Annotated in this window: 10 protein-coding genes and 2 pseudogenes; 6 read left to right on the top strand and 6 right to left on the bottom strand. The window is 53.2% G+C overall.

Annotation, left to right across the window (positions count from 1 at the left end; all coding sequences use genetic code 11):
* Window positions 1-1,307: 1,307 nt before the first annotated feature.
* Together ACHAC9_RS23735 and ACHAC9_RS23740 are read right to left on the bottom strand one after the other, a co-directional pair.
* Window positions 1,308-1,748, bottom strand: a complete 441-nt coding sequence (locus ACHAC9_RS23735; protein WP_435764139.1) for a hypothetical protein — start codon at window positions 1,746-1,748, stop codon at window positions 1,308-1,310.
* 2,675 nt (window positions 1,749-4,423) lie between these two features.
* Window positions 4,424-4,779 (bottom strand): annotated as a pseudogene (locus ACHAC9_RS23740) (transposase); the annotation flags it as partial.
* Window positions 4,780-4,912: 133 nt separating this feature from the next.
* Between ACHAC9_RS23740 and ACHAC9_RS23745 the strand changes: the two are divergent.
* The 4 genes and pseudogenes from ACHAC9_RS23745 to ACHAC9_RS23760 all read left to right on the top strand — a co-directional run.
* On the top strand, window positions 4,913-5,911 hold the full coding sequence (locus ACHAC9_RS23745) for a hypothetical protein (protein ID WP_435764142.1): 999 nt from the start codon (window positions 4,913-4,915) through the stop codon (window positions 5,909-5,911).
* Window positions 5,912-6,499: 588 nt separating this feature from the next.
* Window positions 6,500-6,742: a hypothetical protein gene (locus tag ACHAC9_RS23750; RefSeq protein ID WP_435764145.1), complete on the top strand. Its 243-nt coding sequence runs from the start codon at window positions 6,500-6,502 to the stop codon at window positions 6,740-6,742.
* 2,061 nt (window positions 6,743-8,803) lie between these two features.
* Window positions 8,804-9,076, top strand: coding sequence for an Arc family DNA-binding protein (locus tag ACHAC9_RS23755; RefSeq protein WP_435764148.1), 273 nt, complete (start codon window positions 8,804-8,806; stop codon window positions 9,074-9,076).
* A gap of 109 nt (window positions 9,077-9,185) precedes the next feature.
* Window positions 9,186-9,591 (top strand): annotated as a pseudogene (locus ACHAC9_RS23760) (transposase); the annotation flags it as partial.
* A gap of 184 nt (window positions 9,592-9,775) precedes the next feature.
* Here the strand turns inward: ACHAC9_RS23760 and ACHAC9_RS23765 are convergent.
* Both ACHAC9_RS23765 and ACHAC9_RS23770 read right to left on the bottom strand, forming a co-directional pair.
* On the bottom strand, window positions 9,776-10,567 hold the full coding sequence (locus ACHAC9_RS23765; RefSeq protein ID WP_435764150.1) for a metallophosphoesterase: 792 nt from the start codon (window positions 10,565-10,567) through the stop codon (window positions 9,776-9,778).
* 519 nt (window positions 10,568-11,086) lie between these two features.
* Window positions 11,087-11,350 (bottom strand): helix-turn-helix transcriptional regulator, encoded by a 264-nt coding sequence (locus tag ACHAC9_RS23770; RefSeq protein ID WP_435764153.1) that lies wholly within the window; start codon window positions 11,348-11,350, stop codon window positions 11,087-11,089.
* Window positions 11,351-12,269: 919 nt separating this feature from the next.
* On the opposite strand from ACHAC9_RS23770, the gene ACHAC9_RS23775 reads away from it, so the two are divergent.
* Both ACHAC9_RS23775 and ACHAC9_RS23780 read left to right on the top strand, forming a co-directional pair.
* Entirely contained in the window at window positions 12,270-12,851 is a 582-nt protein-coding gene (locus ACHAC9_RS23775) for a recombinase family protein (RefSeq protein WP_435764156.1), read from the top strand.
* A 10-nt stretch (window positions 12,852-12,861) separates the two neighbouring features.
* Window positions 12,862-13,143, top strand: coding sequence for a hypothetical protein (locus ACHAC9_RS23780; protein ID WP_435763821.1), 282 nt, complete (start codon window positions 12,862-12,864; stop codon window positions 13,141-13,143).
* 43 nt (window positions 13,144-13,186) lie between these two features.
* Here ACHAC9_RS23780 and ACHAC9_RS23785 read toward each other — a convergent pair whose 3' ends face one another.
* Together ACHAC9_RS23785 and ACHAC9_RS23790 are read right to left on the bottom strand one after the other, a co-directional pair.
* On the bottom strand, window positions 13,187-13,372 hold the full coding sequence (locus ACHAC9_RS23785) for a hypothetical protein (RefSeq protein WP_435764159.1): 186 nt from the start codon (window positions 13,370-13,372) through the stop codon (window positions 13,187-13,189).
* A 599-nt stretch (window positions 13,373-13,971) separates the two neighbouring features.
* Window positions 13,972-14,508: a hypothetical protein gene (locus ACHAC9_RS23790; RefSeq protein ID WP_435764162.1), complete on the bottom strand. Its 537-nt coding sequence runs from the start codon at window positions 14,506-14,508 to the stop codon at window positions 13,972-13,974.
* Window positions 14,509-15,877 lie beyond the last annotated feature (1,369 nt).

The following is a 15,877-nucleotide window of genomic DNA, read 5'->3' on the forward strand; positions in this document are numbered from 1 at the left end:
ATAATCATACGGACGACCTCGAGCTTGAAGCTGGGGTCAAAATTGCGGCGCTGCCTGGTCATGTAAACTCCTTCGAAGGTGAATTATCCACCTATCGAGGTGTCCGGAGACATTAGACCACTACACGGATATGCCGTTAGTACTCCGCCGCCGGCCTTCGGTGCGTGGAGGTTGGAGCGCTTCTTTAGAGACAACCTAGGCGAGACAAATCGATCGCCGGGTCGCAACTTACGTTTAACGGTGCTCACAAGCTACGGGAAGCGAAGTGGCGTGAGCTATTCAAGAGTCATCGGGGAAGAGATCCCGCCGCTAGCACAACAGTATCGCTAGGCTTTGGGCTCTTCTCCTCCCAAGAAAGCTTTTTGGCTCATCAATCGATTGCAAGGGCCGGGTTTCTTTACGCTTAGTAAGGTACGGCAATCGCCACGCTGTTGACTACGCTGCGAGCCTAGTACGCGCTAACGTGCGCGTCTGCTGTGCTGCCAGCGGTAGCAGGGCCGGCACCCGATCAATCGTATCGATCAGCACTAGGGCATACGCGTCGATGAGGTCTATCCAGTCGTCCTTGCCAAAGCGATTGTGCAGATAATCCAAGTAGGGCTCGCTGGACTGATGATCGCTGCAAGTGCTCCATACGGCCTGGGCCGCCTCAACGCCAGCGCGAAACCTGTCGATCTCCCTGAGGCCGAGCTACTTCCTAGGCGAAATTGTCTGCTCCTGGACTAGCTTACACCATGCAAGACCTTCTGCTACCAAGCCGGCGATATCGCCACAGCTGCCCACCAAGTGAGAGACGATCGTTTGCGCAAGCTCGGTGTCAAAGCAGGAAGGCATCCTGCGAGTCGCAGTGCCGCGTCGGCGGTGATTATCCAGCTGCCCTCAAGCTGCTGACGACCGTGACGAAAAAGCAGGGAAGTCTGACGAGACACTCGTCGCTAACCGACTTCACCTAATATTAGCAACACAGCTGCGGCGCTGCCGGCCATGAGTGGCGCCTTGGTAATGACGATCACGGCCCGGGCGCGGTGACTCGATATCGTCCAGCATGTGATGCAGACCAATGGCCTGTCTGCCTTCAGAGTGAATCTGCAGCGTGACGCGTTGATGCTGATAATAGTTAACCAGCAAATCGAGCTTTTCTCGGAATTCGACTGCTGCGTAGTCAGTAAACTGCCCCTCAGTGTGAGGGTGCCTGCGCGTTCGTTGAGACCAATTGAGGTATCCGACATATCACCTCCCTTTTATGCAGGCATTGCGCGATTAGTTCAGCGTGGCGCGGCGTAAAGCCCAACTGCCATCAGCTTAGATCAGATAGCCTTGGCCGCGCCTGAATTCCAGTGGACTCCTGGTAGAACGGCACGTAGCCACGCTACCGTCGCCTCGTCCGAGGTGCACAGGAGGATCTTTGTCGGGATATTCGCCAAGAGGATATTAATTGCTGCCTGAGCAGCACTGTCGGCCCCAAGTGCGTATGCGAGCGACGCCAGGGATTGAGTGGCGTAAAGCGCCATGCCGCGGTAGCCACGACAGCGGTCGAGGTAGGCCTGCTCGTCAGTCTCCGGGTCATTCGAGATGTAGCGCTGCCACTCGTCGACCACCGTAAAAACAGGGCGTTCCAAATCCACACGGGCAAACACCCCTTCGTGAATCTTCGCCTTAATGGCCTTTGTGATAATTCGTGCAGATGTCGAACACGCCTTTTTCCGATCCACTAATACCTTGGGTGGCACAAATGTTGCGCAGTACATCGCTTGCTTCCTTGAGGCCCCTACGGCCGCCATCACAGAGGCACTGCAAGATGGTTTCGAGCGCGACCCATGAGTTGCGGGACGTGAGCATAATAGACAGGAGTTTTGGCAACGACTTCTCCGTAATTGTCGGGTGAAGAAGCGATTTAATCCAAGCCAGGATATCAGCTTGCTGCGACGCAACTGTCATTGGAATCCTCTCAATGAGGAATACACGCCAGTCGCGCCATGCATAAGCCCGAGCCGATAATGCCTAGCTCCTACACCACGTTCACTACGGACCCTATACACAAAATTTATCGTAACCGGCGTATTCGTACAAATTTACGGCCAGATTGGACGTAACCACCCTAATTATATTAAGGCATCTAGGATAAAATTTCTACACTAGGTAGGGAGGCCTGTCCGAAAGCGCCCAAGGCATCCGTAGCAATCAAGCTGATAGTAAAAAAACGAAGACACAACAGTACAAGCTGCAAAGCGCAATCCCAATTTCCGATTACCGATTACCGATCTATACTACTGCAAAGCGATCAAATCGGATCAATTCATTCAAATTTGCGTAACCTTTCTTCATATCGTAATCTCGACGGTAGGGCGCCCAGTTGGAAAGACAAATAATCCCTGTTTATTGCGCTTCTCTACTTTCCAAAAGTAGAAAGTGGACTGAGGAAATTATCGACGATCTCCACAAAAAAATGAGGATTTTTTTTCTCACTTCGAATCTAGTCAACCGCGAGTGCGCCATGAAGCCGAAATGTCCGTAGGTACTTGAAAAGGCAGAGAAATGTTGCCATCTATAACGCATCATTCCCTTCGGCGGTTTTCGCGTTATATGGGCTCAAGAAATAATTTCCAGTAACATAGGTAGAGTGGCCTCCAAAAAACGTACCACAGTCGTTTTCGGGCCTGCACGCTTCACATTTCCCAAGTCTAGCGTACGAATCGATCAATCCTCTATCCTGGGACGCCGCCAGAACGATGCTAATGCCGGCAATTTATTGATGCGTTTGCCCGATGCAGACGAAACTAGAATCAGGATCAGAAGTCTTATACGTGTTTGCAGATTGTCTTCTTGATTGTTATCTGCATTCATAATGAGCTACCTATTTTTCGGGCAGGCCGTGGTGACCACATTTTTATGCCAGATGTTCTATGTCTAGTAGCAGGATGCGCTCAGGAACTTCGCACACCGCCTAACAACACCCCCAAACTTCTAGTCAAAAGTGCTCCGGCCCACGAACTCTTCCAACGCAAACATAATTCAGGCAGCATCCCGCTAATGATCGCTATGACCCGTCACCGTCTAGCTCTGCCCTCAGACAAAATCAGGACATTGAAGATGAGCAATCATATTAGTGTATCTCCTGTTTAGAAGCGGAGATATGTTCTTGACGATGCCAAGAAAAATTTTATCGATATACGCCAATCTCCGACCTTCAAAGCCCCAAGATAAGAGATGAACGAAAGTTCGATCATAGGAACCATTCATTGAGATCTCAAAACAGCCTGTCTGATGCAGTGCGAAAATCTATATACTTACACGCGGCAGATTCACATGGTAAAGGGCAGAACAGATAGACGCCGCTTGCTAATCATCGCATCTTTAACCACATACACATCCTTCATGGTAAAAACAAAAAAAGATAACCTGTAGAAAACGCCGGAGAACTCTTTCTTACCTTAGCATAAGCTCTGCCCTTAGAAGCAAGCTTACTGTTTAAATCACTCTAGCTAAAATCATAGTCTCTGTAAAAGACATTTAACCACGTTGTTCTTATCCACTCTTTCAGGATGGATGAGATGAATCGGCAAAAAGAGGAACATTTGCGAGCATGTGCTTCGCCGCAATGCTAAATTTCTAGACATGTTTTTTTATCATATTTCGCTACAACAAACTCCTGAGCGTAACGGGTTGTCACAGACATGGGAATTGACCGCAGCTTTTTTCAAGACCGGTTGAAATTATGACCGAAAGCGGCCTGTTTTAATAGGCTTTCCATATCGAGTTTCCTTCAGCAGCGCCAACTGCATTACTCGATACTTAACCTTATATTCGCAATGAATAGATTCAAGTGTTTTTGCGGAGATTGTCTACGATCTTCAGGATGAACTTTCAGGCCATCTCGTCCATTTCGTGGATTACCGTCTGAATCGGAGGCGGTAGTCAGTTCTCGAGCCTGCGTCGTGACGTCCCGAGTCTTCCGAAAATTGTATACAGGTCATATATCCTGCTCATTTCGGTGCGCAAGAAATCTTGGTGGGAAATCGGTCTGCTTGTCATCGGTTCAGTTTAGCCGAGCGCGTGGCCTCGAGTAAATTCGCATGTTTCGTTTAACGCGACGCATGGGCCGACAAAAAATCGCCCTAATACGTAGCCGAGGACAACCATGGCACCGGCGCAAGCATAAGGTCGACGCCCGCCTAGTGTGCAGCAGGGTCGAACGGTGATGGTTGTCGAGGCTTTGTTGCATAAGTAAGCTATCGCTTAATACCTCAACACCACAACCGGAGTTATGACGTGGGCACAATTATGAGAGTACCCGACCGAGTGAAGCGATTAGGCATGGCGTGACGCACCTGCAATGCTGCAACCTGGCGGTTGAAGTTACACGCCATGGACCAGTCCACCGAGCAGCTTGAAACAATGCATTTTGGTTCTACTAGACTGAGCACTTTGTGTCGAAGGCGGGATCGCCGCGACGCGCGCGATAATGTCGCTTTCTGCAATTTGGCCGAGCAAGCACGGCAGCATTGGCGCGTCGCTCGTCGCGTTGTCCATGACTTCGATAGCTCGGCTTTCCATTGGGGCCGCAAAGATACCAAGATCGACCGTGTGTCATTACCGACGGTAGTCCGCGCCGGGCGTCTTCGTCTTCCATACGCCGTCACCGAGCATCTTGCTGCCAATGTTATCGACCAGCTGGTGCAAGCATGTCGTCGTTGGGCGTGCCTCCATCGTGACCGCCACATGTTTCTGGCGCTGGCTAATGGTACTGAAGTCAGCCATCTGCCAGTCAAGGCCGGCCAGCTTAGATGAGCGACGTAGACCTGCAAAAAAGTCCCTCTTCGAGCTCTCCCACGCCACACGCTTTCCGAGCCTCATGCTTTAATTCTTTGTGTCACTTTCGAAGTCTGCTGTGTAATTACATGGGAGAAACCGCATGTCGATCACGCCTGAGCTATTACCTACCTTAGCAGAGTCAACGATAGAACAGTACAGAGAAATCCACAGTCGGTTAGCTAGGATGGCACGCAAACGCTACGACATTGCCGCGGACAGAGAGGTGACCGCACAGCAAGTAGCAGCGCTTTTCGTTGATAGGGAAGGTGGCTGGGCCTCCAGTACAGCGCGACTCTACCGAGCGTCCTTGGCGCATGTGTTCGACAACATAGGTGACGCAGCCGGTCAAGAAGCTAGAGAGATGATATATCACCTTGCTGAAGAACCTGAACGGCTGGCGGAGATGCGGGAAGAGATCAGATCTGAGCGGAAGACGCGCCAGCGTGCCCATCCGAACACCTCGGCACAAAAAGCAAAAAGCCTGTCAGCTGACGATCGAGCGCGTCTGTACAAACAACTTGACCAATCAAAAAGCAAATACGCTCGCGCCACAAAGTTGTGGTTCACGGCCGGCATCTTGACGGGCTTACGTCCTAGCGAGTGGAAGAGTGCCTTGTTAACAGTCGATTACGGAAACCAAACGGTTCTGATCGTCAAAAACGCGAAAACTACGAATGGACGGGGACACGGACTTGAGCGCACGATCGAGCTAGGTAAGTGCCCAGCCCCAGACATCGCAATCATTGCCGAACACCTTAAGAACGTTCGGAAGTGGAACAATAATCAATCCCTTGACGATGCGTATAGCTGCTGCCGAAAGCTCCTAAAACGTACAGTAAGGGCGCTCTGGCCCCGCCGTCGCAAGTACCCCACCTTGTACACCTCCCGGCATATTTTCGCTGCCGATGCAAAAGTCGCCTATGATCGAGTTGGTGTCGCTGCGTTGATGGGGCACGCATCAACTGAGACAGCGTTCTCGCACTATGGAAAACGACATACTGGCACCGGCGGGATGGCCGCGATGCCTAATGCATCGGACATGGATGCTGTCATGACACGGAGCTCACATCTAACAATAGATAAAAGTGTACTCCCCTGATTTCTGATTCTTGACGTGGATATCATCCGCAGCGGCCTTGCTGGTAGTCCATTATCGGCAAGGCCAGGTAGACCTGTGTGTGGGGAGTGTTTTGTTACTCTGGCATTCGAATTACGCTGACGTTTACGTAGATCGACTTGCTTAAAATTGACTGACATGCACGGCTAATTAACCGTCGCGTAGAAGTGCTTGATGGTCGAGCTCTGGAGCCCATGGCATCTATACGTCTGCTCAGATGCTTCTCTATCTCTTCAAGCACATCATCGTGCTCTCAGCAGGTCACCGCTCAGGGCGGTAGCGCCACGGCCGACGCGTCAGCCCCAAACACTTCCGTCACACGCAGAGTTCTAATGCCCAATTATTAGGCAGTCACCGAGGAACCGCATGAACGCTGCTTCTTGCGAACATATCAGTATGGTTATTCACTTAAATGTGGAAATCTATATGTTGCACCGTATTGTTTGCGGACACCCAGAGGTGCATGGATGTGCCGCGTGACAGTCGGGTAGAAATCCTCAGTTTAAGAGGGTGAGCGCGGTGACATTGGGCTATGATGACCTAACAGGAGGCAGCCGAAGAGGTAGCGTTATGAGACTTAAACTCCACAGCAGTGCATACAGGTTCAGCTCCCCGACAGTGTTGAAGGGCGATGCCCCTTTACTTGGTGCGACCGTCCAGGAATGGGACAAAGCTATCGTCGGCAACATGGACGAGACTCTTGCCCAGGTTAAGCTGCGCGTGATGGGCACTGGCGCGAAGCACGACGCAACCAAGGCCACCATGTTTGCCCCGGCCAGCTTCGCAGGCAATCGCTTAGCTGATTCTGAATAATTTCTTTGGTGGATTAAACTCGTCAGCGCAACAGTTCTATTTTAATGGCGTGTTTGTGAAGATGTGATGCCAAGAACTGGAAGAGTAGGACGTCTGCGTAGCAGAAAAAAGAGTTATGGATTCGTTGGAAGGAAGGTCGATCTTCATCCGAAACCGTTAGGGCACTTGGAAAACACGCCGGATCGATTCATGACGTACTTTCGGCGTCGGTCGGAGTCGCGCCCCGCGAACGTCGCTGCGGTCCAGATACGGTAACGGTGCTGGAGCCTGAAGAGATATCGCGCAGCTTGGGCAGCCGGAAGCAGGCTTCGCGCCATTGCCTCCTACCTTGACGGTTCGTCGTTGACGATCTGCGGTAAGGTCGTCCGGAATAGCGGTGCAAAGCGCTATCGTGTGGCGTTAGGTGAGATGATTGCCGTGGAGCGGTCGCGTCGGCCTGAACAGTTCAGGTGGGCTCTGAACAAACCTTTTGCTGTTCTCGTGGCCGAGCAGCTAGCAGAAGATTAGTCACCGCAACAGATTTACAGATGGCGAGCCAAGCACCATGAAGTGCATCCCGGAGAGGCAAGAGCTACCCAAGTCTTTTTAGAGCGTTACATTTTTTGAACACTGAGCGGGAGCCATAGATCGGTGTCCTCAGTGTAGAGTCAGGCAGACGGGGAGGTCGCCGGTTTTACGAGGCGCAGGTAAGCGGTGCCGCTTTTTCCCCTAATGTCCTCGCCGTGGGCGGCAGTGAGCAGCGTTGCACCGCTTTTCCGCTCTGGCACTGGGACGAAGGAGACTGGCTCAATCGTCTTGTAGTGGCAACTGGTGCAGAAGTGCGCGAGGGAAGGCAAGCCTTGATGAATGACGGTCTTGCTGAGGAACGAATGACCGCGCCGAGCGCACCAGGCCATGCGGGAAAAGCAGGTTAGGCATAAATCGTTCCATTCGTTTAGGCCGCTTAGGTGGCTCGCATCACCACCACACTCCATGCAAACGGGAAAGCGCATAGGGATTAGCGGCGTTTGCTTTGGAGGCGGAACGATCCTGAAGTCCTGCATATCGTAATCTTCAAACCCGCAGTTCTGGCATGAAAGAAGTCGCGCCAAGTAGCCGCCGTGAACGGCTGGAGTGGACTTGAAGCTGTGACCGCGGCGAGCACACCAGGCCATGCGACCGAGGCATTTCTCACACACGTCGTTGTGCATGAACGTGCCTGTTGAATCCGTTGCATCTTCTCCGCATCGCGAACACGGCAGCCCCTGCATCATTTCAACATCTCCCAAACCCTGTTCAGGAAACCTCGATTGGGAATCCGAATGAAGCCGCAGGCCTCCCACCTTTCGCGCGCGCCCGACTCGTCGAGATGCACCGGCGGGACGGGCTTGAAACTATGACCGCCGCGAGAGCACAAGGCCATGCGACAGAGGCATCTTTCGCAAACATCGTGAAAATCATAAGGCCCTGCTGAATGGGTGGCATCGCCCAAGCACTCTCGACATAGCTTGAGTGTCATGGTCAGAACACGTCGCGAGGTAGTGAAGGCAAGTAGTTCTTTCCATCGCAAATGACCTGAAGGTCCCTGTACCAGGACTGCGGCGCTGGCACGCCGTACATTGGCTCGAGATCGTCATACCAGCAGCGGGAGCAGTGAAGCCACCTGTAGGCCCTCGCCCTCGAATACATGACGCGGGGAGGTTGGAACGAATGCCCTTGCTCTGCGCAATCAGACATCTTGGCCAGGCAATCCTGACAGGTATTCTCATGCTCAGTCACACCAATGCAGTGGGTTGCCAGGGCAATGTCGCAGCAGTCACACGCTACATATTCAACAGTTTTGTCGGTTAATTCGGTCACAGCGCTACCTCGCTCGTCTACATGAAAAATTGAGGATCTCTTGCTCAGCTCGGAGATGGCAGGGATGAAGCTTGATTTCGGCCGAACCAGTTGATCCTGCATGTTGATGGTCCAAATCAATAAGATTGATCAATGATACGGCTCATAGCCATCATGCGCAACCATTCTTAATGGCTCAGTGCTATCATTCACAAAATGGCTCATCGCCATTATGCTGACCTGATGCAACCTACCAAAGCAAAACGAACGCCCCAGCAGGCTGACAAGTACGTCCTACGGCTGCCCGACGGCATGCGGGACAAGATCGCTGAACTGGCGAAGACGAACAACCGCAGCAGGAACGCCGAAATGGTGCTGATGCTCCAGCAAGCTATTGATGCGCGCGCCGCTCGCGCGGCGCCGGCCGGGATCGACGTCGATGCCTTGGCGGAAGCGATCGCTGATCGCGTCGCCACCAAACTTCAGGGGACTGAAAAGCGCAAGACCGATGAGTGATCAATCGCGACAACGACTTGCGATGGAAATCGCCCTGACCTGCGTTGGCGAAATTAGACACTTCAGGACGCGAGTTTTTGGTCAATAATTCCTTTGCGGGGGCTGGACCATGAGGCGCAAACATTTTCTAGCAGAACAGATCGTGCGGTTCTGAAACAGGCCGAATTGGGCATGGCGGTCAGTGACATCGTCCGGCCGCTTGGCATTTGTAGCAGACGTTTTACCGCTGGAAGAAGCAATAGGGCGGTATGCCATTGGAAGGCGTACGGGAGCTATACATCCTGCAGGACGAGAACGCGGCTGAAGAAATTGGTAGCAGAGCTGAGTCTGGACAAAGCGCTCCTGCAGGATGCCGCGTCAAAAAAGTGGGTGGCCCGCGCTAAAGCGTGAGGTGGTCGAGTACGTCATCGATCACTATGAATTGAGACTGGCGGGCCTGTCGGCTGATCGAGCAAGTGCGGAGCACGCAGTATTTGTCGAGCAAGAAGCATCCCAGGCTGGCACTGCGCCAACGCGCGATGCAGGATCTTGTTGGCGTCATGGACGGCGACCCCGATGATCGTACGATCAAATGGCGGTTGCCTGGCCTCGTACTCCGGGATGAGGGCATCTGCAGCTTCTCCGGCCAATTGCGCATGCCTCAGTAGTCGATCTGGCGCTCCGAGTTCACGGAGCAACCTATGGGGCCAGTGCGGCTGTTTAGCATTCTTCCTCCAGCCGGACGACGAAGTTAGGGTTGAAGTCCTCATTTTCGGCCTCACCGCCCCGCATCAAGTAGCCAAGAGGGTTGGCCACAACCCGGCACCGTCCGACCCGGTAATCGAAACTTGTATGCGTATGACCGTGGATCCAAACGTCAGCCTTCTCCAGCATATGATCTAGGTTCGATGCAAAGGCCGCAGAAACCGGATCTGACGCGTATTCCGGGGCTACGGAGCGCATCGAAGGCGCCATGTGACTTAGGACCACGGTTTGCCCTTCAAACGGCTCTGAGAGCATCGCATCGAGCCAGTGTCGGTGTGCGAAATGCAGCCGTGCCGTATCCTGTGGATGCAGTTTACGATAGCCGGCTGATGCCACTCGAATCTTCTGATAGTCGTTCATCACAGCCCGGGCGTCGAGCATGGCACTCCGCGTTCGCGCGGGATCGAACAAGGCGAAGTCGGTCCAGAGCGTCGCGCCAAGGAAGCGCACGCCGTTCTGCACATACTCGCCGCAGTCGAGGTAATGAATATCTGGGAAGCGCTCGCACTCCTTGCGAAGGGCCTCGGCAGCCTCCTCAAGCGTGTCGCCGTAGAACTCGTGGTTGCCGGCGATGTACAGCACTGGCAGGCCTGGGAACGCCTCTGCAGCCCACGCAGGCCCCCGACCTTTGGTGTGGATGTCGCCGGCAAGGATCACAACATCAGGCCGACTGACGGACGTATCGATCCGAGGCGCGTGCTCGCGCCACACCTCGAGATGGAGATCGGACAGGACTAACAATCGCATACCTATGTCCTTAAAAACCGTCAGATAATCCCTAAAAAGAACACCGTTCTTCCAAGCGTATCAAGCGTATCTCTTGGGTCAATTGACCTGTGGCCCAGGCATGTTTCGCAAACATCGTGGAATCAAACGCTCCCGTGGAATGGGTAGTGTTACCCAGACACTTACGACATAGCTTAAGCGTCATGGTCAAAAAATATCGTCAGGTGGGGGAAGATAGTTCGTTCCGACGTCCATGACCTCAAGATCCTTGTACCAGAACTGCGACGACGGAACGCCAAAGAGTAGCGTGAGGTCGTCATACCAGCAGCGGGAGCAGCAGAGCCAACTGTAGGCCGTCACCCTTCAGTGAATTCTGACAAACATGGCCTTGCTGGGCACACTCGGACATCTTTGCTAGGCAATCTTGGCTGGTATCCTCATGCTCAGTCACATCAATGCAGTGGATTGCCAGTGCAACGTCGTAGTAGTCAAAGCTAGATAGTCGACGGTTTTATTGGTCACTTCGGTCACGGCGATACCTCACTCTTCTACACGAAAAATTGAAGGAAGCTCTTGCTCAGTTGGCATCTCGCGGGGATGCAGCTCGATCACCAGGTCAAGCACGATACAAAGACGGGTAAGACGGCGAAGACCGATGTCGGTATCGCCTTTGATGAAGGCATTGATGGTGCGGCGGCTGACGTTGGCGGCAGCAGCAAGCTGCTCCTGGGTCACGCCTCGCTCTCGCCGGCGCTTTTCGAGCAGCTGGGCTAGCTCGAGGGGGAAGAGTGGTAATCTAGCCATGTGCAGAATATTGCACAAAAACCCGCGATTGGGGGAAATTTGTTCAGTTGTGCACTAGATCCAAGTGAACCCTGGTTCGGCCGATCTTGATAGGTTGAGGGTTGATGCTGTGCTACGACGAACGGCTGGGTCAGCCGATAGCGGTCGTAAACTGGCCGCCTGGTGCATTGATCAGACTCTTCAAGACGAAAAAAATGCCCGCTGCGCGCGGGCATGAATCTATTTTCTTGGAGGAGAAAGTATAGGAGACAGGAGACAGGAGACAGGAGACAGGAGAATAATGCTGCAACGCGGCAAAACAATCCAATGGCCTTTCATGATGTCAGACATAGCGGCACAACATATCTGTTTAAAGCTCGGCATTACCAGGACAATCCTGCCGACGTTGGGCCGGGCCAACGTCGTCTAACGCGTCTTGCATTCAGGTTAATCTTCAATCGGAGGGCGCGATCCAGAGCGCTTCCGTAGACATAGGGGAACAGCTGAAGTCAACTGCCTACGAGATAGACCCATTGAGGCTATTGCATGCCAAGTGAAAGTATCGATGACGGCAACGACCGGAAGAAGACAGAAAGCCACCGCTAGTCCGTTTTCTGGCCTTACCTTAGATGATAATTGGCGTTATCACTGAAGGACCTTGCAACGAGCGGCGATACGGACGGTGCCCAATTATCGGGCAGTTACCGGAAAGCGGCATGGGCGCTGGCTCTTAAGACGTTATCAGTAAGGTTATGCACGAAAAATGTGTATATCTATGCAGTCTAGTCTTGTGCTCAAAATCGACCGTTTGTGAACAGGTGTAATCCGACCTGCCGCGGACCGCTCATAAAATAGCCTATTTACTTATGAACATGTCCATATGTAATATGGACGTTATTGGAAGCTATTGGACGTTCTTGGACAGCGGAAAGTGGGCAAAATGGCAATTTTCGGATACGGTCGGGTCAGCACGAAGGAACAGACGACGGAGAACCAGCGCCGGGAGATCGAGGCGGCCGGCTATGCCGTTGACTACTGGTATGCGGATGAGGGCATATCGGGGAAGGTCTCGGCGGCGCAGCGCCCGCAGTTCGCCAAGATGCTCAGCCAGATCCGCGACGGCGAAACCCTGGTGGTGACGAAGCTCGATCGTCTCGGCCGTGATGCCCAGGACGTCGGCGCCACAATCAAGGCGCTGGCCGCGCGCCGTATTGAAGTCATCGTCCTGCAGCTGGGGAAACTCGACCTGACGAGCGCCGCCGGCAAGCTGATGCTGACCATGCTTGCGGCCGTGGCCGAGATGGAGCGGGATCTGCTGGTCGAGCGCACCCAGTCCGGCTTGGCGCGGGCGAAGGCTGAGGGCAAGACCATGGGACGCCCAGCCCTCACCACGGACGAGCAGCGCGCGAAGATGGTTGCCCGGTTTAAGGCCGGCGAATCGATTAGTGCTCTCTCTCGCGACTACGACGTCTCGCGCGCCAGCGTGATGCGCATCGTGAAGCCAATCCCTGCCATCCAATAAGGAACACGCTATGAAGCGCACGTACGAAATTCACCCGCGGCCAGCAGGCATCGGAGGCGGCTGGAAGCTGACGTTGCTCGAAGACGGGCAGGAGGCTGGCGGCGGGGTGTTCCCAGTTCCGGAAGATGATCCGCATCAGGGTATGACCTGGTGGAATGCGCTGACCGAAGAGCGGCGCGCGCACTGGCTGATGATGTCTGCTTCGGCCATACCCGCTGCAGCGCGCCATGCTTATTTGCTGGCCCATGCCTACAACGAAGCCTTCGAGGAAGGCGAGTCTTGGGCGATGTAGTCACACAGGGTGCAGAACTTCGCTTACGACCCGAAGCGGACACTCAACTGTCGAGCTTGCGCGCCTTGTCGCGAGCCTGCTCCTCTGAAGTCAGCGGCACAAAAGGTCCTTGCATACGGCGCTTCAAATAACGTTCACCATCCGGCGAATTAAAAGCCTTCCACAACTTGATGGCGACATAGGCAATAAAAACTACAGCGATCGTCAGACCAATTGCGCGTACGTCCATTGCTTTCTCCTTAGATGTGCGTTGTAGGGAAAACTGACCATTGAAACGAGCATAGCATGTTGTCAAGCTTGCAAACTACGGACTTTCAGGAACTTCCGCTCCTGGCCGGTAGCAGCCTGCCAGCGAAGGACCGCAACCGACCCTAAGCAGACCTACCTAGCGTCGAGTTCACTCATTTTTTCAGAACCAAAAAAATGATAGCGATTGCGAAGGCCAGATAAGTGAAGAATAGCGATGCTTGCCGAAGCCGCCACCCTATGCCAGTGAAGTCAGTTTTCGGGTGCGAATAGAAGAGTTTAAAAAAACTTCTCTTCCCGGGGAGCAGAAGAAAGCTCGCAACGCCCCCACATATGGCTACGACGAAACAGCAGGCAAAAAACGCACGAGCCAACAGGACGCTTTCGATCATAGAATCTTCTTCCTATTTGCTTGCTGAAATTATCTAGTACGGCCGAATCCATTGAAGTAAGCCCGACCGTCCGCTCCTGGCCGGATGCGGACCTATTGTAGTGTCCGCTAACGACCCGGACGCTCGTCCCCTATCCGGTAAGCACCCTTAAATCCTTTTCAGCCGTTTTAAATGATGCAAAACGACAATGCTAGCGACGACGAAGCAGACTTTTTACAAATCGAGACAGGCTACGTAGTACTCGTGCCTCAAGGGCGACCAAACGCATCAGCCAAAGTGGCAGTTTAATATCCTTGGCCAGCTCGTTCGCGATTTCCTCCGGAGTTTTGTTGGATGCAAAAATCGCCTTGTAAAAGCCGAAGAGAATTTTGATCTCGATCATTGCGAGTATGGCTATAGCCATCGTGCGCAGCCAGCCGACGGAGTTGAGAACATGCTGATGTTGAGCAGGAATAAGGTGAGAAGTAGCCCAGATGCCGAGCGAAGCTAGACTTACCATGGGCCAGATCACCGCCGTTCCTCTGGCGCGGTAGCACCAGAGGTAGAGCAGCGGCAGTACAACTGCTAAGTCAAACAGCACTGCGCTTTCAAGCAGACGAGGATGCCTCCAATCCTGGAAGTGAAGCGCGCTTATGTCGCCCAAGACAACAGCGATTGCGAGCGGATAGAACCAGTTACTACGCAACCAACTATACGCAATGTCAGCGCCTGAAGAAATTTGCACCATTACTCTTTTCCTTATTGCTGAATATTATCAAGACCTTACCAACATACGCGCTCAAGTTTGCTTTTGGCTGATTGCGGACGTATTGTATCGTCCGCTTACGACCCATACCGGACCTTCCGATAGGCCTCTCAAGTCACAGAATTTGGCCTGTTACAAGTGATTCATGAAGCCACTGGCGCGCAAAAGATGCTACTTGGGCCCATCCGTTCAGCCAGCAACTTTTCCATACCGGCTCGTTCGGCTACGCTAAAGCATCGGTATGGCAAGGGCATGCCGCCTTTCTCAGTCACGAGAACATAGGCTTCCCGGCAGTGAATCACGGTTGCGAGATCCTCCCATCGATGCCTTACCGTCCCAAGGCGATTCATACGCGTGATGCCATCGCGGTCGATTTGGAAACGATTCTTAGGCATACGTAGGCGCTTGAGCCAAAAGCGCAAGGATCCGATTAACACTAGAAGTCCCCGACTCAACATGTCAAACCGCGGCACCGGCTTGCCTTTCGCACGGGCGCTTCGCGCCAACTCATGTTCTACACAGTCCAGCGAAATCGACAGGTATTCCGCTCGCGTGTATGCGACCTCAAATTCAATTAGGCTCGGTGCCATTTTGGTCAGTGAGTTTGTCCGAGCTCGTCAAAAGTGTGGTTACGACAAGGACTTTCGTGTCTTGCCGAACCGCTTCCTTTTGTTGTACAACCTGCATGGAAACAGCTCGACCGTCGATGATGGGTCTGGGGTGGAAAAAAGTGAACATAGAATCCTTAAGTCAAATTCTCAACCATTCTTGGTATGAGTACGACACAGAACGAGTCGAGCCTACTGGCCGAGGCGGCGAACTTCCGCTTCTGGCCGAAAGCAGCTGTGCCAACAGCATAGCAGCCTGCCCAAGGGAAAAATCCTCAGATTGTCACGAAGGACCGGAATCGACCCGAAGCGGGCGGCAAGGCGATCAATAATCCCAGCCAACCATGAACCATGCCTTCATTCGTTCTGCTAACCAAAGCCCGGTAACTGAAAAACTAGCAGCAGCGAGAAAGAAAGCAGCAGCGGACAGGCCATGAACTGGTTTGTCGGTCTTGCGGAACTGTTCCTTGAAATACGCTCCAGCCAATCCGGCGACGCCTGCCACCCCAAGGATTACGAAGAAAATAAAGCCGCCTAACTTCTTCGCTCAGTTATGTCTGCTCTTGGCCCAGGCTGTGTGAAAACGCAAACCGCGCAGCCAACTTGCGAGGCCTGACCCTCGAGAACGCTCGCTATGGCGTTTTCTCGAGGTTGGGAATGGTAAAGCGACCCCTGAAAACGTCGCGATTTCGCGTTTTTACACAGCATGGACCGATAGCAGACCTATTGTAACGTCCGCTAAC

This window comes from Massilia sp. CMS3.1, assembly GCF_051262535.1.
Taxonomy (GTDB): domain Bacteria; phylum Pseudomonadota; class Gammaproteobacteria; order Burkholderiales; family Burkholderiaceae_D; genus Telluria.

Excerpts from the sequence above, each read along its gene's own strand:
- ACHAC9_RS23735 (WP_435764139.1), bottom strand. The coding sequence starts at position 1,748 with ATGTACTGCGCAACATTTGTGCCACCCAAGGTATTAGTGGATCGGAAA.
- ACHAC9_RS23745 (WP_435764142.1), top strand. The coding sequence starts at position 4,913 with ATGTCGATCACGCCTGAGCTATTACCTACCTTAGCAGAGTCAACGATA.
- ACHAC9_RS23750 (WP_435764145.1), top strand. The coding sequence starts at position 6,500 with ATGAGACTTAAACTCCACAGCAGTGCATACAGGTTCAGCTCCCCGACA.
- ACHAC9_RS23755 (WP_435764148.1), top strand. The coding sequence starts at position 8,804 with ATGCAACCTACCAAAGCAAAACGAACGCCCCAGCAGGCTGACAAGTAC.
- ACHAC9_RS23765 (WP_435764150.1), bottom strand. The coding sequence starts at position 10,567 with ATGCGATTGTTAGTCCTGTCCGATCTCCATCTCGAGGTGTGGCGCGAG.
- ACHAC9_RS23770 (WP_435764153.1), bottom strand. The coding sequence starts at position 11,350 with ATGGCTAGATTACCACTCTTCCCCCTCGAGCTAGCCCAGCTGCTCGAA.
- ACHAC9_RS23775 (WP_435764156.1), top strand. The coding sequence starts at position 12,270 with ATGGCAATTTTCGGATACGGTCGGGTCAGCACGAAGGAACAGACGACG.
- ACHAC9_RS23780 (WP_435763821.1), top strand. The coding sequence starts at position 12,862 with ATGAAGCGCACGTACGAAATTCACCCGCGGCCAGCAGGCATCGGAGGC.
- ACHAC9_RS23785 (WP_435764159.1), bottom strand. The coding sequence starts at position 13,372 with ATGGACGTACGCGCAATTGGTCTGACGATCGCTGTAGTTTTTATTGCC.
- ACHAC9_RS23790 (WP_435764162.1), bottom strand. The coding sequence starts at position 14,508 with ATGGTGCAAATTTCTTCAGGCGCTGACATTGCGTATAGTTGGTTGCGT.